The organism is Pseudomonas sp. R1-1, assembly GCF_051132135.1.
GTDB lineage: Bacteria > Pseudomonadota > Gammaproteobacteria > Pseudomonadales > Pseudomonadaceae > Aquipseudomonas.
This window is the reverse complement of record NZ_CP071663.1, coordinates 14,067-40,702: the sequence shown is the minus strand read 5'-3', so window position 1 is coordinate 40,702 and position 26,636 is coordinate 14,067. Positions and strand designations below refer to the sequence as shown.

28 protein-coding genes are annotated in these 26,636 nt (G+C 60.4%); 11 read left to right on the top strand and 17 right to left on the bottom strand.

Features of this window, described 5'->3' with window-relative positions; genetic code table 11:
• Positions 1-43: 43 nt before the first annotated feature.
• The 4 genes from J3P75_RS00205 to glyQ all read right to left on the bottom strand — a co-directional run bounded on the left by J3P75_RS00205 (position 44) and on the right by glyQ (position 4,454).
• Complete coding sequence (locus tag J3P75_RS00205) at positions 44-823, bottom strand: lysophospholipid acyltransferase family protein (RefSeq protein WP_434708920.1); 780 nt, start codon at positions 821-823, stop codon at positions 44-46.
• 82 nt (positions 824-905) lie between these two features.
• Positions 906-1,445 carry a D-glycero-beta-D-manno-heptose 1,7-bisphosphate 7-phosphatase gene (gene gmhB, locus J3P75_RS00200; protein ID WP_434708919.1) on the bottom strand — a complete coding sequence of 180 codons (540 nt, stop codon included), beginning with the start codon at positions 1,443-1,445 and terminating at the stop codon, positions 906-908.
• 4 nt (positions 1,446-1,449) lie between these two features.
• Positions 1,450-3,504 carry a glycine--tRNA ligase subunit beta gene (gene glyS, locus J3P75_RS00195; protein WP_434708917.1) on the bottom strand — a complete coding sequence of 685 codons (2,055 nt, stop codon included), beginning with the start codon at positions 3,502-3,504 and terminating at the stop codon, positions 1,450-1,452.
• Positions 3,501-4,454: a glycine--tRNA ligase subunit alpha gene (glyQ, locus tag J3P75_RS00190; protein ID WP_003187265.1), complete on the bottom strand. Its 954-nt coding sequence runs from the start codon at positions 4,452-4,454 to the stop codon at positions 3,501-3,503. Before glyQ ends, glyS begins: the two co-directional genes overlap by 4 nt.
• An 81-nt stretch (positions 4,455-4,535) precedes the next feature.
• On the opposite strand from glyQ, the gene tag reads away from it, so the two are divergent.
• The 3 genes from tag (at position 4,536) to J3P75_RS00175 (ending at position 6,341) form a co-directional block, all read left to right on the top strand.
• A complete protein-coding gene (gene tag, locus J3P75_RS00185) occupies positions 4,536-5,093 on the top strand; it encodes a DNA-3-methyladenine glycosylase I (protein WP_336356602.1) in 558 nt (185 codons plus the stop codon).
• A gap of 41 nt (positions 5,094-5,134) precedes the next feature.
• Positions 5,135-6,022 carry a lysophospholipid acyltransferase gene (locus tag J3P75_RS00180; protein WP_016772383.1) on the top strand — a complete coding sequence of 296 codons (888 nt, stop codon included), beginning with the start codon at positions 5,135-5,137 and terminating at the stop codon, positions 6,020-6,022.
• A gap of 79 nt (positions 6,023-6,101) precedes the next feature.
• Positions 6,102-6,341 (top strand): PilZ domain-containing protein, encoded by a 240-nt coding sequence (locus J3P75_RS00175; protein WP_093096436.1) that lies wholly within the window; start codon positions 6,102-6,104, stop codon positions 6,339-6,341.
• A 3-nt stretch (positions 6,342-6,344) separates the two neighbouring features.
• On the opposite strand, the gene J3P75_RS00170 is transcribed toward J3P75_RS00175, so the two are convergent.
• The 5 genes from J3P75_RS00170 to def form a co-directional block, all read right to left on the bottom strand.
• A complete protein-coding gene (locus J3P75_RS00170) occupies positions 6,345-6,662 on the bottom strand; it encodes a tetratricopeptide repeat protein (RefSeq protein ID WP_434711388.1) in 318 nt (105 codons plus the stop codon).
• Positions 6,663-6,810: 148 nt separating this feature from the next.
• Complete coding sequence (trkA, locus tag J3P75_RS00165) at positions 6,811-8,187, bottom strand: Trk system potassium transporter TrkA (protein WP_090287869.1); 1,377 nt, start codon at positions 8,185-8,187, stop codon at positions 6,811-6,813.
• Positions 8,188-8,209: 22 nt separating this feature from the next.
• Positions 8,210-9,520 carry a 16S rRNA (cytosine(967)-C(5))-methyltransferase RsmB gene (rsmB, locus tag J3P75_RS00160; protein ID WP_434708916.1) on the bottom strand — a complete coding sequence of 437 codons (1,311 nt, stop codon included), beginning with the start codon at positions 9,518-9,520 and terminating at the stop codon, positions 8,210-8,212.
• Positions 9,517-10,476, bottom strand: coding sequence for a methionyl-tRNA formyltransferase (gene fmt / locus J3P75_RS00155; RefSeq protein ID WP_434708915.1), 960 nt, complete (start codon positions 10,474-10,476; stop codon positions 9,517-9,519). Before fmt ends, rsmB begins: the two co-directional genes overlap by 4 nt.
• 57 nt (positions 10,477-10,533) lie before the next feature.
• Positions 10,534-11,040 (bottom strand): peptide deformylase, encoded by a 507-nt coding sequence (gene def / locus J3P75_RS00150; RefSeq protein WP_090287876.1) that lies wholly within the window; start codon positions 11,038-11,040, stop codon positions 10,534-10,536.
• A gap of 160 nt (positions 11,041-11,200) precedes the next feature.
• Here def and J3P75_RS00145 point away from each other — a divergent pair, with 160 nt between their 5' ends.
• The 4 genes from J3P75_RS00145 (at position 11,201) to J3P75_RS00130 (ending at position 14,932) form a co-directional block, all read left to right on the top strand.
• The gene (locus tag J3P75_RS00145; RefSeq protein WP_434708914.1) at positions 11,201-12,226 is read left to right on the top strand and encodes a LysM peptidoglycan-binding domain-containing protein; all 1,026 of its coding nucleotides are present in this window, start codon (positions 11,201-11,203) and stop codon (positions 12,224-12,226) included.
• A gap of 80 nt (positions 12,227-12,306) precedes the next feature.
• Positions 12,307-13,407, top strand: coding sequence for a DNA-processing protein DprA (gene dprA / locus J3P75_RS00140; RefSeq protein ID WP_434708913.1), 1,101 nt, complete (start codon positions 12,307-12,309; stop codon positions 13,405-13,407).
• A gap of 54 nt (positions 13,408-13,461) precedes the next feature.
• Entirely contained in the window at positions 13,462-14,019 is a 558-nt protein-coding gene (locus J3P75_RS00135; RefSeq protein WP_090287880.1) for an L-threonylcarbamoyladenylate synthase, read from the top strand.
• A gap of 238 nt (positions 14,020-14,257) precedes the next feature.
• Positions 14,258-14,932, top strand: coding sequence for a hypothetical protein (locus J3P75_RS00130; protein ID WP_434708912.1), 675 nt, complete (start codon positions 14,258-14,260; stop codon positions 14,930-14,932).
• A 64-nt stretch (positions 14,933-14,996) separates the two neighbouring features.
• On the opposite strand, the gene J3P75_RS00125 is transcribed toward J3P75_RS00130, so the two are convergent.
• Positions 14,997-15,974 carry an NADPH:quinone reductase gene (locus tag J3P75_RS00125; protein ID WP_434708911.1) on the bottom strand — a complete coding sequence of 326 codons (978 nt, stop codon included), beginning with the start codon at positions 15,972-15,974 and terminating at the stop codon, positions 14,997-14,999.
• A 152-nt stretch (positions 15,975-16,126) separates the two neighbouring features.
• Here J3P75_RS00125 and hemF point away from each other — a divergent pair, with 152 nt between their 5' ends.
• Together hemF and aroE are read left to right on the top strand one after the other, a co-directional pair.
• The gene (gene hemF, locus J3P75_RS00120; RefSeq protein WP_434708910.1) at positions 16,127-17,041 is read left to right on the top strand and encodes an oxygen-dependent coproporphyrinogen oxidase; all 915 of its coding nucleotides are present in this window, start codon (positions 16,127-16,129) and stop codon (positions 17,039-17,041) included.
• Between the two features lie 9 nt (positions 17,042-17,050).
• Positions 17,051-17,872, top strand: coding sequence for a shikimate dehydrogenase (aroE, locus tag J3P75_RS00115; RefSeq protein ID WP_434708909.1), 822 nt, complete (start codon positions 17,051-17,053; stop codon positions 17,870-17,872).
• A 116-nt stretch (positions 17,873-17,988) separates the two neighbouring features.
• Here aroE and J3P75_RS00110 read toward each other — a convergent pair whose 3' ends face one another.
• The 3 genes from J3P75_RS00110 to betC form a co-directional block, all read right to left on the bottom strand.
• Positions 17,989-19,557, bottom strand: coding sequence for a SulP family inorganic anion transporter (locus J3P75_RS00110; RefSeq protein ID WP_434708908.1), 1,569 nt, complete (start codon positions 19,555-19,557; stop codon positions 17,989-17,991).
• A 170-nt stretch (positions 19,558-19,727) separates the two neighbouring features.
• Positions 19,728-20,648 (bottom strand): choline ABC transporter substrate-binding protein, encoded by a 921-nt coding sequence (gene choX, locus J3P75_RS00105; protein ID WP_434708907.1) that lies wholly within the window; start codon positions 20,646-20,648, stop codon positions 19,728-19,730.
• Between the two features lie 15 nt (positions 20,649-20,663).
• Positions 20,664-22,178 carry a choline-sulfatase gene (gene betC, locus J3P75_RS00100; protein ID WP_434708906.1) on the bottom strand — a complete coding sequence of 505 codons (1,515 nt, stop codon included), beginning with the start codon at positions 22,176-22,178 and terminating at the stop codon, positions 20,664-20,666.
• A 114-nt stretch (positions 22,179-22,292) separates the two neighbouring features.
• Here betC and J3P75_RS00095 point away from each other — a divergent pair, with 114 nt between their 5' ends.
• Positions 22,293-23,243, top strand: coding sequence for a choline sulfate utilization transcriptional regulator (locus J3P75_RS00095; protein ID WP_434708905.1), 951 nt, complete (start codon positions 22,293-22,295; stop codon positions 23,241-23,243).
• Between the two features lie 4 nt (positions 23,244-23,247).
• Here the strand turns inward: J3P75_RS00095 and J3P75_RS00090 are convergent, their stop codons facing one another.
• Positions 23,248-23,910 carry an NAD(P)-dependent oxidoreductase gene (locus J3P75_RS00090; protein WP_206414369.1) on the bottom strand — a complete coding sequence of 221 codons (663 nt, stop codon included), beginning with the start codon at positions 23,908-23,910 and terminating at the stop codon, positions 23,248-23,250.
• Positions 23,911-23,990: 80 nt separating this feature from the next.
• On the opposite strand from J3P75_RS00090, the gene J3P75_RS00085 reads away from it, so the two are divergent.
• The gene (locus J3P75_RS00085; protein WP_434708904.1) at positions 23,991-24,317 is read left to right on the top strand and encodes a DOPA 4,5-dioxygenase family protein; all 327 of its coding nucleotides are present in this window, start codon (positions 23,991-23,993) and stop codon (positions 24,315-24,317) included.
• Positions 24,318-24,333: 16 nt separating this feature from the next.
• Here J3P75_RS00085 and J3P75_RS00080 read toward each other — a convergent pair whose 3' ends face one another.
• The 3 genes from J3P75_RS00080 to J3P75_RS00070 are packed head-to-tail and all read right to left on the bottom strand — an operon-like array spanning position 24,334 to position 26,268.
• Positions 24,334-24,738 carry a GFA family protein gene (locus J3P75_RS00080; RefSeq protein ID WP_434708903.1) on the bottom strand — a complete coding sequence of 135 codons (405 nt, stop codon included), beginning with the start codon at positions 24,736-24,738 and terminating at the stop codon, positions 24,334-24,336.
• A 13-nt stretch (positions 24,739-24,751) separates the two neighbouring features.
• Positions 24,752-25,258 (bottom strand): hypothetical protein, encoded by a 507-nt coding sequence (locus J3P75_RS00075; RefSeq protein ID WP_434708902.1) that lies wholly within the window; start codon positions 25,256-25,258, stop codon positions 24,752-24,754.
• Entirely contained in the window at positions 25,255-26,268 is a 1,014-nt protein-coding gene (locus J3P75_RS00070) for an AAA family ATPase (RefSeq protein WP_434708901.1), read from the bottom strand. The genes J3P75_RS00075 and J3P75_RS00070 overlap by 4 nt, the downstream gene beginning before the upstream one ends.
• Positions 26,269-26,636: the final 368 nt, after the last annotated feature.

Sequence of the window (26,636 nt, the reverse complement as noted above, 5' to 3'; positions counted from 1 at the left end):
ATGGCAATTTAGAACAATCCGTACACAGGTTATCCACAAAATGTCAGGCAGGCACTTGCTCATTGGCAACCGGCGCTTGCGGCGCTGGTGGCAGCGAGCCCATTTCCTGCTGCGTCCTTTCATTCCAGGCCTGGACCCGGTCGTTCAGCTCGGCAATCGCGCGGGGACCAGTGCCCTCAGCGTACATAGGCTCACCGATAACCACGGTAATGACGCCAGACTTCTTGCCCCAACCGACTTTCGGCCAGAATTTGCCGGCATTGTGTGCAATCGGTAGCACCGGAAGCGCCGCATTTACCGCCAACGCACTGCCGCTGCGGGAGAATTTGCCGATAGTGCCGAAAGGTACCCGAGTGCCTTCCGGGAAGATCAGCACCCAGACATTGTCCTTGAGCAGCTCATCACCCTTGGCCGCGACTTGCTTGAGGGCGGCTTTCGGGTTGTCGCGATCGATCGCGATCGGCCGCAGCATGGCCATGGCCCAGCCGAAGAACGGCACGTAAAGCAGTTCGCGCTTGAGCACCTGGCTCAAGGGCGAGAAATAGGCGGAGAGAAAGAACGTCTCCCAGGTGCTCTGGTGGTTCGATTGAATCACGCAGGGCCGGTCAGGCACGTTTTCCGCGCCTTTGATTTCGTAGCGGATACCGAGGAATACCTTGGTCAACCACAAGGCGCAACGGCACCAGAATACATTGATGAAACGATAACGCGCCTTGAACGACAGAAACGGCGCGATAAAAAAACTCAAGCTGCACCACAGCAGGGAGGTGGTGCCCAGCAGCAGGTAAAAGAGAAAAATCCTGATGGCCCGCAGTATCGACATAGTGACGTTTACCGTTACGGGACAATGCCCGTCTGTTCAAGCGCACCCCCGATCAATCCCTGGTCAGGAATTCAGAAGTACTCTAGTTGTGGATAAGTTCTGCGGCAATCGCCGCCAGATCGTCGAAAATCAAAGTGCCCACCGGCAGGGTTTTGCCCTGAGTCTTTGCGCCTTTCCCGGTCTTCACCAAAACTGGCTGTGAATCGACGGCTTTGGCGGCCTCCAGGTCACCAAGGCTGTCGCCGACGAACCAGACGTTGGTCAACGACACCTGGTAATGCGCGGCGATGGTTTTCAGCATGCCCGGTTTCGGTTTGCGGCAATCGCAACCTTCGTTCGGTCCATGCGGGCAATACACGATCAGCCCGACTTCACCGCCCTGCTCCGCCACCAACTCGCGCAAACGCGCGTGCATGGCGTCGAGGGTGGCGAGGTCGTAATAGCCGCGAGCAATGCCCGACTGGTTGGTGGCCACTGCCACCGTCCAGCCGGCCTTGCTCAACTGCGCAATCGCTTCGATCGAACCGGGGATCGGAATCCACTCTTGCACCGATTTGATGTAAGCGTCGGAGTCGTAATTGATCACCCCGTCCCGATCGAGAATCAGCAGTTTCAACAGCAAGCCCTCAACCCAGCAGCGAAATGTCGGCAACGCCGAGGAACAGGCCGCGTAGACGCGCGAGGAGCGCGTAACGGTTGGCCCGCACATTGGCGTCGTCGGCATTGACCATCACGGCGTCGAAGAACGCATCCACCGGCTCACGCAATGCTGCAAGGCGTGCCAGCGTTTCGTTGTACTGACGCGCCGCGGCCATTGGCTGCACCGCCTGATCCGCTTGCTGGATCGCCGAGTACAGCGAGAACTCGTTGGCATTGTCGAAGTACTTGGCTTGCACCTCGGTCGGCACCGAGCCTTCGACTTTGCTCAACAGGTTCGACACACGCTTGTTGACGGCCGCCAGTGCTGCGGCTTCCGGCAGTTTGCGGAACGCCTGCACCGCTTGCACACGCTGGTCGAAGTCCAGCGCCGAACCCGGTTTCAAGGCACGAACCGACAGATAGGTGGCAACATCAACGCCTTCGTCTTCATAACGCGCACGCAGGCGGTCGAAGATGAATTCCAGTACCGATTCGTTGAGGCCGGCCGCTTTGACCTTGGCGCCGAACGCGTTCACCGCGAAAGCGACGGCGTCGTTCAGGTCCAGGTCCAGTTGTTTCTCGATCAGGATACGCAGCACGCCGAGTGCCGCACGGCGCAGGGCATACGGGTCTTTGCTGCCGGTTGGCAGCATGCCGATACCGAAGATACCGACGAGGGTGTCGAGCTTGTCTGCGATCGCAACGGCCGCACCGGTCAGGGTCGCCGGCAGTTCAGCACCGGCACCGCGTGGCATGTACTGCTCGTTCAGTGCCAGCGCGACGTCTTCCGGCTCGCCGTCATTGAGGGCGTAGTAGTAACCGGCAACACCTTGCATCTCCGGGAACTCGCCGACCATTTCGGTGGCCAGGTCGCACTTGGACAGCAGGCCTGCACGGGCGGCCCACGAAGCGTTGCCGCCAATGCGAGCGGCGATGTACGCCGCCAGTTTCGATACGCGCTCGGCCTTGTCGTAGACGCTGCCGAGTTTTTCCTGGAACACCACGTTCTTCAGGCGATCATTGAAGGCTTCGAGCTTCTGCTTCTTGTCCTGCTTGAAGAAGAACTCGGCGTCGGTCAGGCGTGGGCGAACCACTTTCTCGTTACCGGCGATGATCTGCTGCGGATCTTTGCTTTCGATGTTGGCCACAGTGATGAAACGTGGCAGCAACTTGCCGTCGGCATCCAGCAGGCAGAAATACTTCTGGTTGTCCTGCATGGTGGTGATCAGCGCTTCCTGCGGCACGTCGAGGAAGCGCTCCTCGAACGAGCACACCAGCGGCACCGGCCACTCGACCAGCGCGGTCACTTCGTCGAGCAGCGCCGGCGGCACGATCGCGGTGCCTTCCTGGCGGGTCGCCAGTTCTTCGGTGCGCTTGCTGATGATCTCGCGACGCTCGTTGGCATCGGCCAGCACGTAGGCGGCACGCAGGTCAGCGAGGTAGCTCGAGGGCGAACCGATGCGCACGTTTTCCGGGTGGTGGAAACGGTGGCCACGGGAGTCACGGCCAGCCTTCTGCGCAAGGATCGTGCAATCGATGACCTGGTCACCGAGCAGCATCACCAGCCATTGGGTCGGACGGACGAACTCTTCCTTGCGTGCGCCCCAACGCATGCGTTTCGGGATTGGCAGGTCGTTCAGCGAATCTTCGACGATGGTCGGCAGCAGGCTCGCGGTCGGCTTGCCGGCGATGCTCTGGCTGTAACGCAGTTTCGGACCGCTCTGATCGATTTCGCTCAGATCGACGCCGCACTTCTTGGCAAAGCCCAAGGCTGCCTGAGTCGGATTGCCTTCAGCGTCGAAAGCGGCCTGACGTGGCGGGCCATCGAGGTTGATGCTGCGATCCGGTTGCTGGGTCGCCAACGCAGTGATCAGCACAGCCAGACGACGCGGTGCGGCGTAAACGGTTTTAGTCTCGTAGCTCAGACCAGCGGCTTGCAGGCCTTTGTCGATACCGGCGAGAAACGCCTCAGCCAAGGTATTCAGGGCTTTCGGTGGCAGTTCTTCGGTGCCCAGTTCAACCAGAAAATCTTGCGCACTCATTGTGCTGCCTCCAGCTTGGCCAGTACTTCGTCACGCAGGTCCGGGGTCGCCATCGGGAAGCCCAGCTTGGCGCGGGCCAGCAGGTAGGCTTGCGCAACGGAACGCGCCAGGGTGCGTACGCGCAGAATGTATTGCTGACGCGCGGTCACCGAGATCGCCCGGCGCGCATCCAGCAGGTTGAAGGTGTGCGAGGCCTTCAGAACCATTTCGTAGCTCGGCAACGGCAGCGGCTGGTCGAGCTCGATCAGGCGCTTGGCTTCGCTTTCATAGAAGTCGAACAGCTCGAACAGTTTGTCGACGTTGGCGTGTTCGAAGTTGTAGGTGGACTGCTCCACCTCGTTCTGGTGGAACACATCGCCGTAGGTGACTTTGCCGAACGGGCCGTCAGCCCAGACCAGGTCGTAGACCGAATCCACGCCTTGCAGGTACATCGCCAGACGCTCGAGACCGTAGGTGATCTCGCCGGTTACCGGGTAGCACTCGATGCCGCCCGCTTGCTGGAAGTAGGTGAACTGAGTGACTTCCATGCCGTTGAGCCAGACTTCCCAGCCCAGACCCCAGGCGCCGAGGGTCGGCGATTCCCAGTTGTCTTCGACGAAGCGGATGTCGTGCACCAGCGGGTCGAGGCCGACATGCTTGAGCGAGCCCAGGTACAGTTCCTGAAAGTTGTCCGGGTTCGGCTTGAGGACCACCTGGAACTGGTAGTAGTGCTGCAGACGGTTCGGGTTTTCGCCGTAGCGGCCGTCAGTCGGACGGCGGCTTGGCTGCACGTACGCGGCGTTCCAGGTTTCCGGGCCGATGGCGCGCAGGAAGGTCGCGGTGTGGAAAGTGCCGGCGCCTACTTCCATATCGTAGGGCTGAAGTACCACACAACCTTGCTCGGCCCAGTATTGCTGGAGCGCGAGGATCAAGTCTTGGAAGGTACGCACGGCTGGCGTAGGCTGGCTCACGAAATTCACCTGTTTCTTGGGCTGCGATTTAAAGAGCGGGAGTATACCCGATTCGTTGCTGCGCACGCCCCCTGGAGCCTTATGCCACGCTGCTTTTGGTGTACCGAAGATCCGCTGTACATGGCTTATCACGATCAGGAGTGGGGCACGCCGCTACGCGATGCGCAGGGTTTGTTCGAGTTGCTTTTGCTCGAAGGGTTCCAGGCCGGGCTGTCGTGGATCACCGTGCTGCGCAAGCGCGAGCGTTATCGCCAGGTGCTGTTCGGCTTCGACGTGCAGCGTGTCGCGCAGATGAGCGACGCCGAAATCGACGAACTGATGCTCGATCCGGGGATCATCCGCAACCGTCTCAAGCTCAATGCCGCGCGGCGTAACGCGCAGGCCTGGCTGGCGCTGGAGGACCCGGTGGCGTTGCTCTGGTCGTTCGTTGGCGGTCAGCCGATCGTCAATCATTTCAAGGATCGCAGCGAAGTCCCGGCGATCACCCCCGAAGCGCTGGCGATGAGCAAGGCGCTGAAAAAGGCCGGGTTCACCTTCGTCGGCCCGACCATTTGCTACGCGTTGATGCAGGCCTCGGGCATGGTCATGGATCACACCCAGGATTGCGACCGCTACGCGCAGTTGGTCAACGCCGGTTAGAATGCCCGCCTCGCGCACAGCACAAAGATCAGGAGTGACCTGTGGAAAAGTTTAAAGGCGCCTTGCTGGTAGGCGCTCTGCGGCTGTTTGCCCTGCTGCCTTGGCGGGCCGTGCAGGCCGTGGGTTCGGCGATCGGCTGGATCATGTGGAAAACCCCCAACCGTTCCCGCGACGTGGTGCGGATCAACCTCGCCAAATGTTTTCCACAGATGGATGCGGCCGAACGCGAGCGTCTGGTCGGCCAGAGTCTGAAGGACATCGGCAAGTCGCTGACCGAAAGTGCCTGCGCGTGGATCTGGCCGGCTCAGCGCTCGATCGATCTGGTTCGTGAAGTCGAAGGCCTCGACGTATTGAAAGAAGCGCTGGCCTCTGGCAAAGGCGTGGTGGGCATCACCAGCCACCTGGGCAACTGGGAAGTACTCAACCACTTCTATTGCAGCCAGTGCAAACCGATCATTTTCTACCGCCCGCCCAAGCTCAAGGCTGTGGACGAATTGCTGCGCAAACAGCGCGTGCAACTGGGCAACAAAGTGGCAGCATCGACCAAGGAAGGCATCCTCAGCGTTATCAAGGAAGTGCGCAAAGGTGGTGCGGTGGGCATTCCTGCCGACCCGGAACCGGCCGAATCCGCCGGGATCTTCGTGCCATTCTTCGCCACCCAGGCGCTGACCAGCAAGTTCGTGCCGAACATGCTCGCCGGCGGCAAAGCAGTCGGCGTGTTCCTGCATGCCCTGCGTCTGCCCGACGGTTCTGGCTACAAGGTGATCCTCGAAGCCGCGCCCGAAGCCATGTACAGCACCGATACCGCTGAGTCCTGCGCGGCCATGAGCAAAGTGGTCGAGCGCTACGTCGCGGCGTATCCGAGCCAGTACATGTGGAGCATGAAGCGCTTCAAAAAGCGTCCACCGGGTGAAGCACGCTGGTACTGAGTTATCGAAGAAATTGGCATGATCTGTGGATAACCAATCACTGAAGTTATCCACAATCGTTCATTCAAGGGCGCAGCAGATGTCCGAACAGCGCAAATCGTTTCGTATCAAGATCACCCACGACAGCCTGGGCGAATGCCTCGGGCAGACGCGCAATCTGTCGCCCACCGGCGTTTACGTTCAGCATCCGCGTCTGGCGTCGTTGCCCGAAGGGGCGGTGGTGTATGGTCAGGTGCAGGACTTACCCACAGGTGCGCCGCGGGTGCGTATGGAAGTGGTCACGGTGGATGCTGAAGGCATCGGCTTGCGCTATTTGTAAGATTTACCGGGCCTGACGCTCGAGCTTCTTCAGAAACACCGACATTTCCTTTTCGGCCTGCTTGTCGCCATGGGCGCTGGCCGCTTCCAGCCCCTGTTCCCAGGCTTGCCGCGCGGCAGCAGAATCACCCAGCGCCAATCGGGCCTTGCCCAATAATTTCCATGCCGCCGAATATTTCGGATCGAACGCCACGCAGCGCTGAAAATGCTCGGCGGCCTTGGTATGTTCGCCCATATCCAGATAACCCTTGCCCAGGCCAAAGCGCAGCAGAGCGTTATCCACACCCTTGGCGAGCATTTTTTCCAGAGATTCGAGCATCAGTGGATTCCTTTTCAGAGACTGTCAGCTATTGATGAGTGGACGCTGGATCGCCATCGCTAGCAGGCTAGCTCCCACAGTTGGAATGCGTTTCACCTGTGGGACCTCGCCTGCTAGCGATGGCGCCAGTCTGATCAGCCGATAATCCGGATCAGAAGAAGCTCAACCCCACATGAAACAGCTTCTCCACATCGCGAATATGCTTTTTATCCACAAGGAACAGAATCACATGGTCGCCCGCTTCGATCACCGTGTCGTCGTGAGCGATGATCACCTGTTCGTTGCGGATCACCGCGCCGATGGTGGTGCCCGGTGGCAGGCCGATTTTCTCGATCGGTTTGCCGATGACCTTGCTCGACTTGGCATCGCCGTGGGCGATCGCCTCGATGGCTTCCGCCGCGCCGCGGCGCAATGAGTGCACGCTGACGATATCGCCACGGCGCACGTGCGCCAGCAAGGTACCGATGGTCGCCAGTTGCGGGCTGATAGCGATGTCGATGTCGCCGCCCTGGATCAGGTCGACGTAAGCCGGATTGTTGATGATCGTCATGACCTTCTTCGCCCCGAGCCGTTTGGCCAGCAGCGAAGACATGATGTTGGCTTCGTCATCGTTGGTCAGGGCGAGGAAGATGTCGGCATCGGCGATGTTCTCTTCCAGCAGCAGGTCGCGGTCCGAAGCGCTGCCCTGCAGCACCACGGTGCTGTCGAGCGTGTCGGAGAGATAACGGCAACGCGCCGGGCTCATCTCGATGATCTTCACCTGATAACGGCTTTCGATGGCTTCGGCCAGGCGCTCGCCGATCTGCCCGCCACCGGCGATGACGATGCGTTTGTAGGTTTCGTCGAGGCGGCGCATTTCGCTCATCACCGCGCGAATATCCTCACGGGCGGCGATAAAGAACACTTCGTCGTCGGCCTCGATCACCGTGTCGCCCTGCGGCAGGATTGGCCGGTCACGGCGGAAAATCGCGGCGACGCGGGTTTCGACGTTCGGCATGTGTTCGCGTAGCTGGCGCAATTGCTGGCCGACCAGTGGCCCGCCGTAATAGGCGCGCACCGCCACCAGTTGCGCCGCGCCTTCGGCGAAGTCGATCACCTGCAAGGCACCGGGATGCTGGATCAGGCGCTTGATGTAGTTGGTCACCACCTGCTCGGGACTGATCAGCACGTCGACCGGAATCGCCTCGTTCTGGAACAGTTGTTCTTCGCGATTGAGATACGAGGCTTCGCGCACCCGGGCGATTTTCGTCGGGGTGTGGAACAGCGTGTGCGCGACCTGGCAGGCGACCATGTTGGTCTCGTCACTGTTGGTCACCGCTACCAGCATGTCGGCGTCGTCGGCACCGGCCTGACGCAGCACCGAAGGCAGCGAGCCACGGCCCTGCACGGTGCGGATGTCGAGGCGATCGCCGAGATCGCGCAGGCGCTCGCCGTCGGTGTCCACCACGGTAATGTCGTTGGCCTCGCTGGCCAGGTGTTCTGCCAGCGAACCGCCGACCTGTCCTGCACCGAGGATGATGATTTTCATCCAGTCACTCCGTTGATTCCGTTTAGCCGCGCGTGGCAGCGATCTTGATCAGCTTGGCGTAGTAGAACCCGTCATGCCCGCCCTGCTGGGCCAGCAGTTGGCGACCATGGGGCTGTTTGATGCCAGCCGCGGTGGCCAGGTCCAGCTCCCGGGCTCCGGGCGTGCGCTCGAGAAACGCAGCAATCACTTCAGTATTTTCGGTCGGCAGCGTCGAGCAGGTGGCGTAGAGCAGGATGCCGCCGATGTCGAGGGTTTGCCACATCGCGTCGAGCAGCTCGCCTTGCAGTTGCGCGAGGGCGGCGATGTCGTCGGGTTGCCGCGTCAGCTTGATGTCCGGATGACGGCGGATCACCCCGGTGGCCGAGCACGGTGCGTCGAGCAGAATGCGCTGGAACGGTTTGCCATCCCACCATTTCGCCGTGTCGCGGCCGTCGGCAGCGATCAGCTCAGCGCTGAGGCCGAGGCGTTCGAGATTTTCCTTCACCCGCACCAGACGCTTGGCTTCCAGATCCACCGCCACCACGCCGGCCAGCGCCGACTCGGCTTCGAGGATATGGCAAGTCTTGCCGCCGGGCGCGCAGCAGGCGTCGAGCACGCGTTGGCCCGGCGCCAGATCGAGCAGGTCGGCGGCCAGTTGCGCGGCTTCGTCCTGTACGCTGATCCAGCCCTCGGCGAAACCCGGCAGGCTGCGGACATCGGCAGCGGCTTCGAGGACGATGCCGTCGCGGCTGTATACGCAGGGCGTTGCGGCAATCCCGGCCTCAGTCAGTAGACCAAGATAGGCGTCGCGGCTGTGATGACGGCGGTTGACCCGCAGGATCATCGGCGGGTGTGCGTTGTTTGCCGCGCAAATCGCTTCCCATTGCTCAGGCCAGAACGCCTTGAGGGATTTTTGCAGCCAGCGCGGGTGAGCTGTGCGCACCACCGGGTCGCGCTCCAGTTCGGCGAAAATCGTTTCGCTTTCGCGCTGGGCATTGCGCAGCACCGCGTTGAGAAGGCCTTTGGCCCAGGGCTTTTTCAGCTTGTCGGCGCAACCCACGGTTTCGCCGATGGCGGCATGGGCTGGCACGCGGGTGTAGAGCAATTGGTAGAGACCGACCAGCAGCAACGCCTCGACATCAGCGTCGGCGGCCTTGAACGGTTTCTGCAACAGCTTTTCCGCCAATGCCGACAGGCGTGGCTGCCAGCGCGCGGTCCCGAAGGCCAGATCCTGAGTGAAACCGCGATCCCGGTCCTCGACCTTGTCCAGTTGCGTCGGCAGAGAACTGTTCAGCGAAGCCTTGCCGCTGAGCACGGCGGCAAGTGCCTTGGCGGCGGCCAGACGTGGGTTCATTGAACGTCCACCGCAGCACCGAGCACGGTGCCGACGGCGAATTTCTCGCGACGGCTGTTGAACAGGTCACTGAAATTCAGCGCTTTGCCGCCGGGCAGTTGTAGGCGGGTCAGGCAAAGGGCCTGTTCGCCGCAGGCAACGACCAGACCGTCCTTGCTGGCGCTGAGGATTTCACCCGGCGCGCCTTTGCCTTCGGCGAGATTCGCCGCCAGCACTTTCAGCGCTTCACCGTTGAGGGTGCTGTGGGTGATCGGCCACGGATTGAAGGCACGCACCAGACGTTCCAGTTCAACCGCCGGACGGCTCCAGTCGAGGCGTGCTTCGTCCTTGTTCAATTTGTGCGCATAGGTGGCGAGTTCGTCGTTCTGCACTTCGCCTTCCAGGGTGCCGGCGGCGAGGCCAGCGATGGCTTGGACCACAGCGGGCGGGCCCATCTCGGCGAGGCGGTCATGCAAAGTGCCGCCGGTATCGTCGGCGCTGATCGGCGTGACAACCTTGAGCAGCATCGGCCCGGTGTCGAGCCCGGCCTCCATGCGCATCACCGTCACGCCGCTTTCTGCGTCACCGTGTTCCACGGCCCGTTGAATCGGCGCCGCACCGCGCCAGCGTGGCAGCAGCGAGGCGTGGCTGTTGATGCAGCCCAGACGCGGGATATCCAGCACCACTTGCGGCAGGATCAGGCCGTACGCGACCACCACCATCAGGTCCGGCTTCAGCGCAGCCAGTTCAGCCTGGGCGTCGGCGTTACGCAAAGTCGGTGGCTGCAACACCTGGATATGGTTTTCCAAGGCGAGCTGTTTGACCGGGCTCGGCATCAGTTTCTGCCCGCGACCGGCCGGACGATCCGGCTGGGTGTACACCGCGACGATCTCGTACGGGCTGTTCAGCAAGGCCTTGAGGTGTTCGGCGGCGAACTCCGGGGTGCCGGCAAAAACGATGCGCAATGGCTCAGTCATGAAGGGCGTCTCATAAAATGAAAAAGGCTTGCCGCAGCAAGCCTTTGAAGAGGGGCATCAAGCGTTCTGGCGGTGCAGCTTTTCCAGCTTCTTCTTGATCCGGTCGCGTTTGAGCGTGGACAGGTAGTCGACGAACAATTTGCCGTTGAGGTGGTCGCATTCGTGCTGGATGCACACCGCGAGCAGACCTTCGGCGATCAGCTCATAGGGCTTGCCGTCGCGGTCCAGCGCCTTGATCCTGACCTTTTGCGGGCGATCGACGTTTTCGTAGAAACCGGGTACCGAGAGGCAGCCTTCCTGGTACTGGTCCATGTCCTCGGTCAACGGTTCGAACTCGGGGTTGATGAATACCCGCGGCTCGGTCCGGTCTTCGGAGAGGTCCATGACCACGATGCGTTTGTGCACGTTGACCTGGGTCGCGGCAAGGCCGATGCCCGGCGCTTCATACATTGTTTCAAACATGTCATCGACCAACTGACGCACTTCGTCGTCCACTACAGCCACAGGCTTGGCGATAGTGCGCAGACGCGGGTCCGGAAATTCGAGGATGTTTAAAATGGCCATAGGCTTAATTGCTGCACACGTTGAGTAAAGTCGGGTCGATGGCCTGGCAGGTCCGAAGATGCAGGCTACCGTTGTGAAGCGTAGCTTGTGCAGTTTGCCCAAGCGAGCCACGGGGGCTCTGACGGTTCACGCGAACGCATATGATAAAGGGATTCACGGCATGAGGAAAACACTACTCGCCCTGCTGCTCCTGGCTTCGGCCGGCGCTGCGCAAGGGCAAGTGCAACTCAGGGATGGTTTTCCACAGCAATACACGGTGGTTTCAGGAGATACGCTCTGGGACATTTCCGGCAAATACCTGCGCGAACCCTGGCAATGGCCGCAGCTGTGGCGGGCCAACCCGCAGATCGATAACCCCAACCTGATCTATCCCGGCGACACGCTGACGCTCAGTTACGTCAACGGCCAGCCGCAACTGACCGTCAACCGTGGCGAGTCGCGCGGCACCATCAAACTCTCGCCCCGCATTCGCACCAGCCCGGTGGCCGAGGCGATTCCGAGCATTCCGCTGAAGTCCATCAACAGTTTTTTGCTGAGCAACCGCATCGTCGACAAGGCCGAAGATTTCGACAAGGCACCGTACATCGTCGCCGGCGATGCCGAGCGCGTGCTCAGTGGCACCGGTGACCGCATCTTCGCCCGCGGCCATTTCGACCTGGAACAACCGGTGTACGGCATCTTTCGTCAGGGCAAGGTCTACACCGACCCGCAAACCAAGGAGTTTCTCGGGATCAACGCCGACGACATCGGCGGCGGTGAAATCGTCGCCACCGAGGGTGACGTTGCCACCCTCGCGCTGCAACGCACCACCCAGGAAGTGCGCCTCGGCGACCGTTTGTTCAGCGGCGAAGAACGTTCGATCAATTCGACCTTCATGCCCAGCGCCCCCGCCCGCGATATCAACGGGGTGATTATCGACGTACCGCGCGGCGTCACGCAGATCGGCGCGATGGACGTGGTCACGTTGAACAAGGGCAAACGCGACGGCCTCGCCGAGGGCAACGTGCTGGTGGTGATGAAAACCGGCGAAACCGTGCGTGACCGGATCACCGGCCAGCCGCTGAAAATTCCCGACGAACGCGCCGGTTTGCTCATGGTGTTCCGCACCTACGACAAACTCAGCTACGGCCTGGTACTCAACGCATCGCGCTCGCTGGCCGTGCTCGACAAGGTGCGTAATCCGTAAGCTTGCTCTACAAGTTACCAACAGAGTTATCCACAGCTTGTGCCAAAAGGTTCGGGCCTTATATCGATCAAGGATGATCCATGATGTCTCCTGTCTGTACACCGGTTTCTCCTGCGGAACTGGAAGCACGCTTGCGCCTGCACCGCTTGCCGGATATCGGCCCCAAGCGCTTCGCCAAATTGCTCGAAGCCTTCGGCTCGGCCTCCAAAGCCCTCAGTGCGCCGGCCAGCGCCTGGCGCTCGCTGGGTTTGCCGGCGGCGTGTGCCGAGGCGCGGCGTTGCCCCAAGGTGCGCGACGGCGCCAGCCATGCAATGCGCTGGCTAGAGCGGCCGGGCCAGCATTTACTGATGTGGGACCAAGCCGATTATCCGGCGCTGCTGGCGCAGATCCCCGATCCGCCACCCTTGTTGTTCGTCGCCGGCGATGCGCAGATTCTGGAAAAACCGCAACTGGCGATGGTCGGCAGCCGCCGCGCTTCCCGTCCGGGCATGGACACCGCCGCGGCGTTTTCGCGCAGCCTCGCCGGGGCCGGCTTTGTCATCACCAGCGGGCTGGCGCTGGGCATCGATGCGGCTGCCCATCAGGCGGCGCTGGACGTTGGCGGGCTGACCGTCGGGGTACTCGGCACTGGCCTGGAAAACTTTTATCCACAGCGCAATCGACGGCTGGCCGAGGCGATGATGGCGTCCGGCGGCGCCGTGCTTTCGGAGTTTCCGCTGGACGCCGGGCCGACCCCGAGCAACTTCCCGCGGCGCAACCGGATCATCAGCGGTTTGTCGCTGGGTGTGCTGGTCGTCGAGGCGAGTGTCGCCAGTGGCTCTTTGATCACCGCACGGCTGGCGGCGGAACAGGGGCGTGAGGTTTATGCGATTCCCGGGTCGATTCATCATCCGGGCGCACGCGGCTGTCATCAGTTGATCCGCGATGGCGCGGTGCTGGTGGAAACCATCGAACACATCCTCGAAGCCCTGCGCGGCTGGCAGCATGTGCCGCCGTCCACAGATTCAGCGAACGCCGATCATCCGTTGCTCGCCCTGCTCCACGCCGCCCCGCACACCAGCGAAGCGCTGGCCGGCAGCAGCGGCTGGGCCTTGCCCAAAGTACTGGCGGCGCTGACCGAACTGGAAATGGACGGCCGTGCGGTGTGCGAAAACGGTCGTTGGCTGGCCAGGACACGCTAGGTTTTACCAACAAGATCGGTAAACTGCGCGAAACCTGATTGCGGAGATTTTTTCATGGTCAACAGTTGGCGTGTGCAACAAGCCGCGCGAGAGATTCGCGCCGGGGCGGTGATTGCCTATCCAACCGAAGCCGTCTGGGGGCTGGGCTGCGACCCATGGAACGAAGAGGCGGTCGACCGGCTGCTGGCGATCAAGAATCGCTCGGTGGTCAAGGGGCTGATTCTGGTCGCCGACAACATTCGCCAGTTCGACTTCCTCTTCGAAGATTTCCCGCAGGAATGGATCGACCGCATGGCCAGCACCTGGCCGGGGCCGAACACCTGGCTGGTGCCGCACCAGGGCTTGCTGCCCGAATGGGTGACGGGCATCCACGACACCGTGGCGCTGCGGGTCAGTGATCATCCGCAAGTGCGCGACCTGTGTTCACTGGTCGGCCCGCTGATTTCCACGTCGGCCAACCCGCAGGGTCGCCCGGCTGCGCGCACGCGGTTGCGGGTCGAGCAGTATTTCCGCGGGCAGATCGACCTGGTGCTCGGCGGGCAACTGGGTGGACGCAAGAACCCCAGCGTCATCCGCGACCTGGCGAGCGGCAAGGTCATTCGTCCCGACTGATCCAACCCAAACATTGGAAAATGTGAGTACTTCTCGGCGTGAGACGAGGAGTACTACGCATGCCTGCGATTTGTCCTGCACCGGTGCTGTTCATCGTGTCGGAAAAATCGCCAACTGCCCGGATTCATTGACTTTTCCCACTTGATTATCAGACCTCCTGGCGTGGCGAAATCGCCAAAAGCAACCATCCTTTCCCTGCACTCGAAACACTTCGATAAGTAAGGACTGCGGAGAAAGAATGGACACTACGGATTTGCAACTCACGGATTACCTGCAAGCGCTTCAGGCGACGTTAAAGAGTCATCACGAGGGTTGCCGTATCGTGACGCTTGAAGCGGGATCGGATACTCAGGATTTCGATCGATTCATCGATCGGCAATTTCGGCTGCGGTTGCAGCATTACATGCTGTCCTCACGTGCGCGGCTGCTCGAAACGCAACTGGCGATCAAGTCGCGCAGTACGCACTTTCTGCTGTACCGGCACGATCAACTGCTGGCGGTATTGCGTGCCACTCCAGCACCGTTCGAATGGGCGTTACTGGCGCAACAACATGTGTCGCCCACGGTGGCGCTGTCACGGCATGTCGAATTCAGCCGCTTGATCTCGTACTCGACCCATCAACTGCCGATTGCGGTCAACGGCCTGTTGGCGGCCGCTGCCGAATGGGCGATCAGGAATGGCTACCAGGGCGTCACCGCACTGTGCCGGTCGCAACAGCTGCGTTTTTACCAACGCTTCGGCCTGATGCCGATCGCTTCCAATGCCCTGCACATCGACCATCGCGCACGCGGCGATTACTGGGTGTTGTCAGCCGAGTGGCGGCAGATCCTCGCGGCGGTGCAACAGCCGGATCAGGCGATGGTTAGCCATGCGGCGCAGAAACCGTTGGTGTGTCATCCACCAGGTTTCTGAAGGCGCTCGCGTCGTCTTGCCAGTCGTGGTGTCAAACCCCGACTGGAAAGACGTCGAGGGTTTTTCAGGGCAGCAGAACGGTGGAGCCGGTGGTGCGCCGCGCCGACAGTTCGGTTTGCGCCTTTGCCGCCTCGGCCAGTGGATAACGCTGGCTGATGTCCACCTTCAATTTGCCGCTGGTGATCATCCCGAACAACTCATCGGCCATGCGCTGCAGGTTTTCGGCGTTGTTGGCATGGGTCGCCAGGGTCGGCCGGGTGACATACAGCGAGCCTTTGGCAGAAAGAATGCCCAGATTCACCCCGTCCACCGCGCCGGAAGCATTACCGAAACTGACCACCAGGCCACGTGGCGCGGCGCAGTCGAGAGAAGTCAGCCATGTGTCCTTGCCGACGCCGTCATAGACCACCGGGACTTTCTTGCCGTCGGTCAATTCCAGCACGCGCTTGGCAACGTTCTCGTGGCTGTAATCGATCGTTGCCCATGCGCCATTGGCTTTGGCCAGTTCGGCTTTTTCTTTGGAGCTGACCGTACCGATCAGCTTCACGCCAAGCGCCTTGGCCCACTGGCAGGCCAGCGAGCCGACGCCACCGGCCGCAGCGTGAAACAGAATGGTCTCGCCACCCTTGAGCTCATAGGTCTGGCGCAGCAGATACTGCACGGTCAAGCCTTTGAGCATTACGCCAGCAGCCGTCTCGAAGCTGATGCCGTCAGGCAGATGCACCAGGTTGTCCTGGGGCAGCACGTGCAACTCGCTGTAAGCGCCCAGCGGGCCGGTGCCATAGGCCACGCGATCGCCGACCTTGAAGCGGGTGACGTCGCCGCCCACTGCATCAACGATGCCCGCACCTTCAGCGCCCAGCCCGGACGGCAACGCTGGCGGCGGATACAGGCCGCTGCGGAAATAGGTGTCGATGAAGTTCAGGCCGATGGCCTTGTTCGCCACCCGTACCTGATTCGGGCCGGGTGCGGCGGGTTCGTAATCGACATATTCGAGCACTTCGGGACCGCCGTGGGCGCGGAACTGGATACGCTTTGCCATCTGCCTGCTCTCCTTGGGGCTTTTGTAAGCCCCCTATCCAACTCCCATGCTTGATCTTCGTCAACTGCGGCGCGCCGTTCTGCGATGGTATGCTACGCGCCCATTTGCGCCGCCCCGCCTGCCGGGGGCGCCGCCCGATTCAAGGTGAAGCCATGACGACCCGCACCGACGCCGTAAAGGCCTATCTGCTCGACCTGCAAGACCGCATCTGCGCAGCTCTGGAAAACGAAGACGGCGGCACGCGCTTCGTTGAAGACGCCTGGACCCGGCCCGCCGGCGGTGGCGGGCGTACCCGGGTGCTGGAGAACGGCACGCTGATCGAAAAGGGCGGGGTGAATTTTTCCCATGTCTTTGGCAGCGGTCTGCCACCCTCGGCCAGCGCCCACCGGCCGGAACTGGCCGGGCGCGGTTTTGAAGCCCTCGGCGTGTCGCTGGTGATCCACCCGCACAACCCGCACGTACCGACCTCCCACGCCAACGTGCGGTTTTTTATCGCCGAGAAAGAAGGCGAAGAGCCGGTCTGGTGGTTCGGCGGCGGTTTTGACCTGACCCCGTATTACGGCAACGAAGCAGATTGCATTCATTGGCATCGCGTGGCCGAACAGGCGTGTGCGCCGTTCGGTGCTGACGTGTATCCACGTTACAAAGCCTGGTGCGACACCTACTTCCATATCAAGCATCGTCATGAGCCGCGCGGTATTGGCGGGCTGTTTTTCGATGACCTGAACGACTGGGACTTCGACACCAGCTTCGCCTTCATGCGCGCAATCGGCGACGCCTATATCGAGGCGTATCTGCCGATCGTGCAGCGCCGCAAGGATGATCCGTTCACTGCCCAGCAGCGTGAGTTCCAGGAATTCCGTCGTGGCCGCTACGTCGAGTTCAATCTGGTGTACGACCGCGGCACGCTGTTCGGTCTGCAATCGGGTGGGCGTACCGAATCGATTCTGATGTCCCTGCCGCCGCAAGTGCGCTGGGCTTACGACTGGAAAGCCGAGCCCGGCAGTGAAGAGGCGCGCCTGACCGAGTACTTCCTGCAAGACCGCGACTGGCTCGCCGAAGCCTGAGGACCTCCGATGGATCGTTACGTCGTATTCGGCAACCCGATCGGCCACAGCAAGTCGCCGATGATTCACCAGTTGTTCGCGCAGCAGACCGGCGAGCAACTTGAATACCGCACCTTGCTGGCCCCGCTTGATGACTTTGCCGGCTGCGCGATGGGGTTTTTTCAACAAGGCCGTGGCGCCAACGTCACTGTGCCATTCAAGGAAGACGCCTATCGCCTGGCCGATAGCCTGACCGCCCGAGCGCAACGCGCCGGTGCGGTGAATACCTTGAGCAAACTGACTGATGGCACGCTGCTCGGTGACAACACCGATGGCGCCGGGCTGGTGCGCGATCTGACGGTAAATGCCGGCTTCAGCCTGGCGGGCAAACGCATTCTGCTGCTCGGTGCCGGTGGTGCTGTGCGCGGTGCGCTGGAGCCGCTGCTGGCGGAGAAACCGGCGTCGCTGATCATTGCCAATCGCACGGTAGACAAAGCCGAGTTGCTGGCCGAGTCGTTTGGCGATCTGGGCCCGGTGTCGGCCAGCGGTTTCGACTGGCTGCGCGAGTCGGTGGACGTGATCATCAACGCCACCTCGGCCAGCCTCGCGGGTGATGTGCCGCCGATTGCCGCGAGCCTGATCGAACCGGGCAAGACCCTGTGCTACGACATGATGTACGGCAAGGAGCCGACTGCGTTCTGCCGTTGGGCCAGTGAACAGGGCGCCGCGCTGTCGATGGATGGTCTGGGGATGCTGGCTGAGCAGGCCGCCGAGGCGTTTTCCCTGTGGCGCGGAGTACGCCCGGACACGGCACCGGTGCTGGCCGAACTGCGCCGCCAACTCGCACAATAATCTCCCTGTGGGAGCGAGCCTGCTCGCGAAAGCGGTCTGCCTGATACATCAATGTTGAATGTGCGGCAGTCTTCGCGAGCAGGCTCGCTCCCACAGGTTATGCGGAATTCCCTAAGTCACTCTTCAAAGCGGATCGGGCATTGCTCCGGCCCTTCAAGCTTCCTCAATTCCTCCACCACCTGCGGCCGCGCCCCACGCAAGGTCAGGCTGCGGTTCTGCCGCAGCAGGCGGCGCGCCTCCTGATGCAGCATTTCCACCCCCGAATAGTCGATGAAGTTGATCTGCTGCGCCTCGATCACTACCCGTTTGCCGTGCATGCGTTGCAGGCGCACTTGCAGGTAATGGCTGGCGCCGAAAAAAATCGACCCGCCAACTCGCAGCACATCGTCTTCGCCATCGCGCCAGTGTTGCACCCGCGGTTGCGAGGTGCGCTTGAGGTAGAAGAACAGTGAAGCCAGCACGCCGGCATAAATGGCGGTCTGCAATTCCAGCAGCAACGTGGCGAGGCAGGTCAGGGCCATGACGACGAATTCGGCGCGGCTGACCCGCAGCAATGCCCGAATGGCGCGATGGTCAATCAGGCCCCAGGCAATCAGCAGAATGCTCCCGGCCATCGCCGGGATCGGAATGTGCGCGATCAGCCCGGCGCCAAAGATCGCGAATAATGCCACCCACAGTGCCGAAAACACCCCGGCCAGCGGCGAGCAGGCGCCCGCCTCATAACTCAGGCCTGAGCGGGTAAACGAGCCGGCGGACAGCGAGCCAGAAAAAAACGCGCCGACGATATTCGACAAGCCCTGTGCACGGACTTCCCGGTTAGCATCGAGCAACTGTTGCGACCGCGCGGAAATCGAGCGCGCGATCGACAGGCTGGTGACCAGGCCAAGCATGCCGACTGCCACGGCGCTGGGTAGCAGACGCAAAATCAGATCGAGGTCCCGTGGCAAGGCACTGAACGGCGGCAAACGCCCGACGAAGGCGCTGACCAGATGCACATGGCCGAACATCGCCGGCCACAGCCAGACCAGCACACTGGCCATTACGAGGGTGATCAGCAGCGTCGGCCAGCGCGGCAGCCAGCGTTTGAGCACGATGCCGACCAGCACCGTGGCCACACCAAGCCCAAGTGAAGGTTTATCCACAGCCCGCAGGTGCTGGAGCAGATCGAGCAGACTCGCCAGCGCCGTGGCTTTGGCCGGCAATTCCAGCCCCAGCAGGTTTGGCAACTGGCCGATGGCAATCACCACCGCCGCGCCGAGAGTGAAACCCAGCACGACTGAATGCGAAACGAAATTCACCAGCGCGCCGAAGCGCAACAAGCCGAGCAGCCACTGGAAGATTCCGGCGAGCAAGGTCAGCAGCAGAATCAGCGTGATGTAGTCCTGCGATGCCGGCACGGCCAAAGGGCTGACGCTGGCAAACAGCACGATCGAAATCGCCGCCGTCGGGCCGCAAATCAAATGCCAGGACGAACCCCACAGACAGGCAATCAGCACCGGGACAATCGCGGCATACAAACCGTACTCGGGCGGCAGGCCGGCGATCAGTGCATAGGCAATCGACTGCGGTAACGCCAGAATCGCTCCGCTGAGCCCGACGATCAGATCCCGTCCGACGCTGGCGCGGGTTTGCCGTGGCAGCCAGCTGAGGAAAGGGAAGAGAGAGTGGCGGCTGGGGAAGGCCATGGGTCCTCGCGGTTGAAATTTTAAACAAGGGTATCAGCCCTTACGCCGATCATTCCCACGCTCTGCGTGGGAATGCAGCCGGGACGCTCTGCGTCCCATTCAAAGCCGAACGCGGAGCGTCCGTTGAGGCATTCCCACGCGGAGCGTGGGAACGATCTGTGCGTGCTAAATCAAAGCTTCGCCTTCACCGCCGCCAACGCCTCCTTGCCATCCACGGTTTTCACCCCATCCAGCCACTTGTCGAGCACCGCCGGATTGGCCTTGATCCACGCCTTCGCCGCCTCGGCATTGCTGATCTTCTTGTTCACCACCTCGGCCATGATGCTGTTTTCCATGTCTTGAGTGAACGCCAGGTTGGTCAGCAACTTGCCCACGTTCGGGCAGGCTTCGGCGTAACCTTTGCGTGTCAGCGTGTAAACACTGCCCGTGCTTCCAAAGTACTTTTCGCCGCCCTTCAGGTAATGCATTTTCAGCTGCACGTTCATCGGGTGAGGTGTCCAGCCGAGGAAGGTGACGAACTTCTGCTTTTTCACCGCGCGCGAGACTTCCGCCAGCATCGCCTGTTCGCTGGATTCAATCAGCTTCCACTGGCCCATGTCGAAATCATTCTTCTTGATGATTTCCTGCAGCGAAATATTCGCTGGCGCACCGGAGCCGATGCCGTAGATCTTGCGATCGAACTTGTCGGCGTATTTGTTCAGGTCGGCAAAATCATGTACACCGGCATCCCACACGTAATCCGGCACGGCGAGGGTGAACTCGGTGCCTTCGAGGTTCTTCGCCAGTTGCGTGACATCACCGGTGGCGACGAACTTGTCGTAGAAGCCCTGCTGCGCCGGCATCCAGTTGCCCATGAACACATCGACCTGACCGTCCTTCAGACCGCCGAAGGTGATCGGCACGGCGAGGGTGTCGATCTTGGCCTTGTAACCCATGCCGTCGAGCAGGAACCCGGTGATGGCATTGGTCGCCGCAATGTCGCTCCAGCCCGGATCGGCCATTTTCACCGTGCCGCAGCTTTGCTCGGCAAAGGCCGAAGCGCTGCTCAACGCGATCAGACCAACCGTTACGACTGTGGATAACTTGCCCATGGACTTCCCCTTACATTATTGGTTTTGGCAGGGTTGTGGATAACGTGCTTTGCGTTCCAGATCATCGAGGTCGATGTGGTTGCGCATGTACTGCTGACTGGCGTCAACCAGCGGCTGGTGATCCCAGCTCTTCAGCTTGCCGAGGGTCAGGGCTTGTGCGACGAAACGGCGGCGGCGCTGACTGGCGAGCACCTGGCCGTGAATCGTCGGAATGTCCCATTTGGCCCGCGCTTCGGCGAGAAAATCCTCGAACAGTTGGCGATGGTGTGGCGACTGGCTGAGTTCTTCCAGTTCCCGTGGATCGTTGTCTACGTCGAAGAGTAGGCAAGGGTCGCTTTCGCTGTAGATGAATTTGTAGGCGCCGCGACGGATCATCATCAACGGGCTGACGGTGCCTTCGGCCATGTATTCGCCGAACACTTCGTCGTGACCGCCCTGCCGTTGCAGGTGTGAAACCAGCGAGCGGCCATCCAGCGGCAGGCCCGGTTCGAGTGTGCCGCCGGCCAGTTCGACAAACGTCGGCAGCAGGTCGGCGGTCGAGACTGCGGCGCTGACCCGGCCGGCATCGAACAGCCCCGGTGCGCTGATCAGCAGCGGCACACGGGCAGCCATTTCGTACCAGTGCATTTTGTACCAAAGGCCTTTCTCGCCAAGCATGTCGCCATGGTCGCCGGAGAACACCACGATGGTGTCTTCCAGCAAACCGGTATCTTCGAGGGTTTGCAGCAGTTTGCCGACGTTGGCGTCGATATAGCTGCACGCACCGAAGTAAGCGCGGCGCGCATCGCGAATCTTGTCCACAGGCAAGGGTTTGTCCCACAGGTCGTAAACCTTGAGCAGGCGTTGAGAATGGGGATCAAGTTCGTGCTGGTCCGGCGTCGCAGGCAGCGGGATGTCGGCATCGTCGTACAAATCCCAGTAAGCCTTGGGAATGGTGTACGGGTCGTGGGGGTGAGTCATCGAAACGGTCAGGCAGAACGGCTGTTCGCCGTCCTCGCGAATGTGATCGAACAGATATTGCTGAGCCTTGAACACCACTTCTTCATCGAAATCGAGCTGGTTGGTACGTACGCAGGGGCCGGCCTGCAGGACTGACGACATATTGTGATACCAGGTCGGCCGCACATCCGGCTCGTCCCAGTTCACAGCCCAACCGTAATCGGCCGGGTAGATGTCGCTGGTCAAGCGTTCTTCATAGCCGTGCAATTGATCCGGGCCGCAGAAATGCATCTTGCCCGACAGCGCAGTGCGGTAGCCGAGGCGGCGCAGGTAGTGGGCGTAGGTCGGGATGTCAGCGGGAAAATCGGCAGCGTTGTCGTAGGCGCCGATCTTGCTCGGCAACTGGCCGCTGACCAGGGTGAAACGCGACGGCGCGCACAGCGGACTATTGCAATAAGCGGCATCGAACACCACGCCTTGTTCGGCGAGGCGCGACAGATTCGGCAGTTTGATTGGCGACGGGCCGTAGAACGGCAACATTGGCGCGGCCATCTGATCGGCCATGATGAAAAGAATGTTCTTGCGCTTCATGTGATCGCGGCATTCCATAGTGAATATTTATGCGACATTGCTGCGATTGAGAATGGAGTCCATGCTCTGTTCGGTAAAGCCTGCGCCAGACAATGACTAGGATAAGCACAGCTTATGTATGAAGCCTTGGGTGACCTGTCGCTCGACCTGCTGCGCGCCTTCGAGGCCGCCGCTCGGCATCGCAGCTTTACCGCTGCGGCGGTCGAGCTCGGCACCACGCAACCGGCAATCAGCCAACAGATCAAGCGGCTGGAGGAACAACTCGGCACGCGCTTGTTCGATCGCATCTATCGCGGCATCGAGCTGACGGAGGTCGGCGTCATCCTGTTCGAGCAGGTCAGCCTTGGATTGCAAAACATCGATGCCGGCTTAAGCGCAATCAGCACCCAGCAGCAACATGAAGTGCTGCAAGTCGCCACGGATTTCGCCTTCGCCGCGTACTGGCTGATGCCACGCCTGCACCGTTTCCACGAAGCCAACCCGCAGATCGATGTCAGCCTGGTGACCAGCGAACGCAACCACAACATGCTGCGCACCGATATCGACGTGGCGGTGCTGTTTGGTGACGGGCGTTTCAAGCAGGGCGAAAGCCATTGGCTGTTCAGCGAAGAAGTGTTTCCGGTGTGCAGCCCGCTGTTGCTCAAGGGGCGCCCGCTACCGTTACCCGCGCCGGCATTGCTGGAGTTTTCGCTGCTGCACTTGCGTGGGGAGAACAGCAGCAACTGGTTTGACTGGAGTGGCCTGTTTCGCGAGCTGGGCCTGGCCACCGCGCCGGCGCCGGGACAATTGCGTTTCGACAATTACACGCTGTTGATTCAGGCAGCGATCGGTGGCCAAGGCGTGGCGATCGGCTGGCGCCACCTTGTGGATAACTTGCTGACCCAGGGATTGCTGTGCCGGCCGTTGGCCGAAACCACCCTGTCGCGCCTCGGTTACTACGTGGTGCTGCCGCCGCGCAAACGTCGGGGTGCACTGATTCAACTGTTCGTCGATTGGTTGATGGCTGAGCAGGCCAGCAGCGCGGCCTCGTTCAACGGCCTTGCCCTGCCGTCGATCGCTGTCTGAGCGACTATCGCGAGGCAGCGACGAAATTCACATGCTCACCGATATGCAGACTCAGCCGTAATTCATCGGCAATCCCCACCGCCGCGCGATTCAAGCGCTCCAGCGGCTCGGCCAGACCCGGCTCGAGATTGCCGCCGACCTGACTGAAATGCTCGATGGTCAGCCCCGCCACTCCATGGGGCGCGTTTACCAGTGTCCATTGCAGCGAACTGCTTTGCAGCGCCTCGCGAATTTCTTCCGCGGCGTGGCGTTGCAGGCGATCATCGACGTCCGCCTCGTCGAGCACAGCAAAATCACCCACCAGAAACAGCCGCGCAACACTCGCCAGTTGCAAGCCATCGATCAGCGCATCCACCGCCAGCACTTGTTCGACCGGGCCGAGTACCACCGAGCGCTCAACATGATCGCTGCTGAACGGCAATCCCGGGGCATCGAGTAAACAGATGACCGCGGTGCTGCCGGCCACGCTCTGGTTGACCCGCTCCGGGTCGAACAGATCACCGGTTTTGGTGCGCAAACCCGGGCGTGGTGCCAGTGCAGTGAGATCGTCGAGAATGGCGATGACTTCATGCTGGCGCCGCAGCAGTTCAGCCATCAACGCGCTGCCCAGGCTACTCATGGCACCATAGAGCACCACTTTTACCGCCGGGGTTTCGGCATTCTTCATGGCTGTTTTCCTTGTTCTTGGCCCATATGGCCTGTGACGGTGGAAAACGCCGAGGGTTCGAACCGATCAGAGGATTTGCGATGTACGCAATCAAGGGTTACCACGCCCACGTCTATTTCGACGCCGAGACCATCCATCAGGCGCGCGCCTTGTGCGAACGGGCCGCGCAGACGTTCCCGTTGAAAATGGGCCGCGTCCACGAGCGCCCGGTCGGTCCGCACCCGGACTGGAGCTGCCAATTGGCCTTTGGCCCCGAATTGCTCGGCACTGTCCTGCCGTGGCTGGCGCTCAATCGCCAGGGGCTGGTGGTGTTTCTGCACCCCGATACCGGCAACGATTTGCTCGACCACACCGACCACGCGATCTGGATGGGCGCGATGCGGCCGTTGAATTTGTCGGTTTTTTGAACAGAACCGATTGAAGCTACAAGGTTTCCTCGGGTTCTCCCGGCAGATGATCGTCCAAATGCAACCAAGGCAACTGACTGTCCGTCCAGATATGTCGCTCGGCCGGGGCAAGCTCCGGTTGATCAAGGGTGGCGATCGTCACGTCGATACTATTCTGGCTGCACGACGTCACCAACGCCAATTGCGCACCGCAGTTTGAACAAAAGAACCGGTTACAACTGTCGGACGATTGATAACTTGCCGGTTCTGCAGCCAGCCACTGAAAGCTCGCACGCGGCATGGTGATCCAGGTCGTGACAATCCCGCCGCTGACCTTGCGACAGATGGAGCAATGGCAATGAGCAATGTCATGCAGTGCTCCGCTGAACTGATAGCGGATATGTCCGCAGTGGCAACCGCCATTGTGCAGGGATGCTGCCACATCAAGCTCCTGTTTAACTGATCAGTCTTCTTTCGCGCGCCATCTGATCGTTCATGACGATGACTGAACCCGGTTTCAGCCCCAGAGTTTTTGTCAGTGAGTTCATCGCCTTACTCAATGCGTCCCGGAGGCCAACCATCCACTCCCTGGGGAAGTTGTTTATCACCAGAATGCATTTGATGGCGCAACTCGACAGATCAAGTTCAAAAAATCCGCCCGGAAGAAATTCTTCGCTTCGAAGGTGTCGCTTAAGGCAAGCCGCCAGTGTCAATTGAACCGAGTTGGTGAATTTCTGCCTGATGTCTTCGATATACAATGCGGTTTGGCGAGGTGCGCTCGATTTTGCCTCGATGAACCAGGCTTCCTGAGCTTCGCCTTGTCTTCCTCGGAGTAGAACAAACTCGGTAACCTTGATGCCGTCACCCATTTGTCTGGATAGCGGACTTTTTTCAATCGGAAATAGCTGCTGCGCGGGGAATGGTCCGAAGACCATACCCGACTCTTCGATAGTGACAGTCATCCTAAAGCCAACTCCACTTCCTCTTCATAAAGACGGATGGACTCATCCACAATGGGGTTGTCCGGCATGCCTTTAAGCAAGTCATCGCTTATCCATTCCCCGTCAACCGATGACAGAACCGGGATCGACATGTTGTGCTTTTGCGCCGCGATATATAGGGCTTTGATTACGAAGTAAGAGTGGCTGGCAATGAAGAATTGAATGCCGCTTTCGGCAAGCGACACAATGATCTCAACCAATTTGGTGATTGCGACCGGATGCAAGGCTGACTCAGGCTCGTCGATAAATACCATGGACTCCTTGGTCAGATATCGGTTGCCGAGCAACGTATCGAGTATGGCTATTTTTTTGATGCCCTCGGCCGTCGACCCAATCTGGAACTTCTGGTTGCCCTTCTTGAATTGCCAGCGATTGGTACTGCTATCGAATTCCACCTTGCCACCGAACATTTCTTCGAGATTTTCTCGGGCTTTCGCGAAATGCGCGTGGTTCTTTCCTTTGGTCGGCGCGAGGCGTAAAGCCTTGGCCAAATCGTAATAGGTATCATCGAAGCCGAAATCCTTATCGAGATCACGACTCTTCAAAATGATGTGTTGAAGTGACAGCACTTCTTTGGGGGGCAGAAATATCGAATTGCTGGCTCGCGGCGCAACATGATTTTCCAGTGAGGCAATGCTTTTGGAGGTGTCCTTGCCGAAGCTGTAGCGAAACTCACGCGAGTCGACTTTCACCTTGCATACAAGCGGACCTTGCGTACTTTTGGTTACAAGATCGCCAATCTTGTCCGTTTGAAACGTCCAGTAAAGCTTGTCGGTCAGGATTTCCGTTGCGGAGCGTTGCTCGTTGCCGCGTTGATACTCCTCAATCGTACGCATCGTGCAATAAAGTGCCTTGAGCATGAAAGTCTTGCCGCTGCTGTTTGCGCCGATGATCAGATTCAGGTTTGAGAGCTTGCCCCAGCGAATCCTCCGCAACGGACCGAAATTGTCTAGTTCCACGCTATCGAGCATTGGATGAAGCTCCTCTCAAACTTTGCAGTGGGCGCAAGCCTAGCATTGCGTTTCTCTTCCATACAGCGATGAACCTGGCCCTTCGATAACTAAAGAAACGTCTGACGGAACATGTCTTTTTTCTGGATTTCGCTGTGAAGGAAAATGATCCAGCCTCTTGTCAGAGCTTTCACCTGCGAAAGGTAGCTGAAAGCTTCCCCGATTAGGATCGCCCCACTCCCGGCAACAGACCGGTTGGCCAACGCTTGCGATGACTCGCTCGCCCCGGCCCATTTAACAACAACAATGGTGATTCTGATGTCCTCTGCAACCCGCCTCTTCGCTGTCACTCCGCCCGTACGTTTCGTGTTTGCCGTTCTGCGCTGATC